Raw genomic sequence first — 1966 nt, forward strand, 5'->3', positions numbered from 1 at the left:
AAGAACGATATCAAAGTATCATATGCTATTCATCCAGTTGCGGGACGGATGCCTGGTCATATGAATGTTTTGCTGGCTGAAGCAAATGTTCCATATGATGAAGTATTTGAATTGGAAGAAATAAATAATGATTTTGCAAATGCAGATGTGGCTTTTGTTATTGGTGCTAACGATGTTACTAACCCTGTAGCAAAAACAGATCCTCAAAGCCCAATTTATGGAATGCCAGTTTTAGATGTGGAAAAGTGTAAATCAGTATTGTTCGTAAAAAGAAGCTTATCTCCTGGATATGCAGGAATAGATAATGATTTATTCTATAAAGAAAACACTTTAATGCTTTTTGCAGATGCAAAAAAAATGACAGAGGATATTACAAAGAATTTGTAGATCTTATGAATATAAAGATTTTTTGTGATATTGCAGACGTCTCTTTAATTAAAAAATTTAATAAAAAAAAAATTGTTAAAGGATTTACAACTAATCCAAGCCTAATGAGAAAAGCTGGCGCAAAAGACTATAAGTCATATTCTAAACAAATACTTAAGTTTTGCAAAAATAAACCAATTTCTTTTGAAGTATTTGCTGATGATCAAAAATCTATGATTGATCAAGGAGAAAAAATAAATACCTGGGGTAAAAATATATATGTTAAAGTTCCAGTAGTTAATTCAAAAAATAAGTTTACAGGAAATGCAATTAAAGAGCTTAATAATAAAAATATTAAGTTAAATATAACAGCAGTATACACGGCTAAACAAACTGCAAAAATACTAAAAGTAATAAATAAAAAAACAAAAGTGATAATATCAATTTTTGCTGGAAGAGCAGGAGATACTGGAAAAGATCCAATCCCTGAATTTGTCAAAAGTATAAAATTAGCAAAAAATTATAAAAATGTAGAAATCTTATGGGCTAGTGTCAGAGAACCTTATAATTATTTGCAAGCTAAACAATTGGGTTGCCATATAATTACTATTCCCCCAACTGTAATTGAAAAAATAGAAAAATTTGGAAAATCATTCAATCAGTTAACTATAGAAACAGTTAAAGCCTTCCTTGTTGATAGTAAAAAATCTAATTTTAAAATATAACTAAATTGGTTGCGGGGGACGGATTTGAACCGCCGACCTTCAGGTTATGAGCCTGACGAGCTACCAGACTGCTCCACCCCGCGGTATTTTTAAATTCTATTTTTGAGTTTATTTAATTTCTTAACTCTTTTTATATTTTCTTGAAGTATTCTCTTTTTCTTTTCTGATGGTTTTTCATAAGTATTCTTTAATTTAATAACTTTAAAGAACCCATCCCTTTGAAGTTTTCTTTTTAAAACCCTCAAAGCCTGTTCAACATTATTATCTTTAACTTCTATTTTAATAACTACCTCCAAAAAAGTGGTTAAGTAACACTTTTATAAATTTATGTCTATTAAATTTATTCATTATACAGATGCCTGGGTTAATTTATTTTGTTTTTCTTTTTCTTTTTTTTCTCTTTTTATTCTTCTTTCAGCTTTTTCAATAGCCTCAACCAAGTCTTTTTGAGTGAATAAATTTAAAGCAACAGGATCTTTTGGGTTTAGATTATTATAATTCCAATAACTTTTATTTCTAATTGATGTTACAGAATTTTTAGTAATCCCAACTAACTTAGCTATTTGAGAATCTTTTAATATATTGTGTTGTTTAATTAACCATAAAGCTGAGTCGGGTTTATCTTGCCTTTTAGATAAAGGAATATATTTCTTTATTTTTTTTTCATTATTTGAAATTTCAATATCACTACTTTTAATGTTTAGAGGTCTATTTTCGTCTTTTGAAGATAGTTCAATTTCCTCTCTTGAAAGTTGACCAGATATAATGGGATTATAAGCTTTAATACCCTTTGCCACTTCACCGTCTGCAATTCCTTGTATTTCAACTTCATGTAATTTACAAAAATCTGCGATTTGTTTGAAAGTTAATGTAGT

At 28.5% G+C, this 1966-nt stretch carries 4 protein-coding genes and 1 tRNA gene; 2 read left to right on the forward strand and 3 right to left on the reverse strand.

All coding sequences use genetic code 11. The annotated features are described in order from the left end of the window. Positions 1-387: NAD(P)(+) transhydrogenase (Re/Si-specific) subunit beta (locus AMN83_RS02820; protein ID WP_143323634.1), on the forward strand; the 387-nt coding region annotated here is incomplete at its 5' end. 5 nt (positions 388-392) lie between these two features. Continuing rightward, on the forward strand, positions 393-1091 hold the full coding sequence (locus tag AMN83_RS02825; RefSeq protein WP_075504187.1) for a transaldolase family protein: 699 nt from the start codon (positions 393-395) through the stop codon (positions 1089-1091). A 6-nt stretch (positions 1092-1097) separates the two neighbouring features. On the opposite strand, the gene AMN83_RS02830 is transcribed toward AMN83_RS02825, so the two are convergent. The 3 genes from AMN83_RS02830 to AMN83_RS02840 form a co-directional block, all read right to left on the reverse strand. Then, a tRNA-Met gene (locus tag AMN83_RS02830) sits at positions 1098-1174 on the reverse strand. A 6-nt stretch (positions 1175-1180) separates the two neighbouring features. Next, complete coding sequence (gene rpsU / locus AMN83_RS02835) at positions 1181-1375, reverse strand: 30S ribosomal protein S21 (protein ID WP_075484443.1); 195 nt, start codon at positions 1373-1375, stop codon at positions 1181-1183. A gap of 63 nt (positions 1376-1438) precedes the next feature. Continuing rightward, positions 1439-1966, reverse strand: a 528-nt coding sequence (locus tag AMN83_RS02840; protein WP_075504188.1) for a DUF1013 domain-containing protein, incomplete at its 5' end; no start/stop codon positions are given.

Origin of the sequence: Candidatus Pelagibacter communis, assembly GCF_001180025.1 — a bacterium.
In the GTDB taxonomy this organism is placed as follows: domain Bacteria; phylum Pseudomonadota; class Alphaproteobacteria; order Pelagibacterales; family Pelagibacteraceae; genus Pelagibacter; species Pelagibacter ubique_A.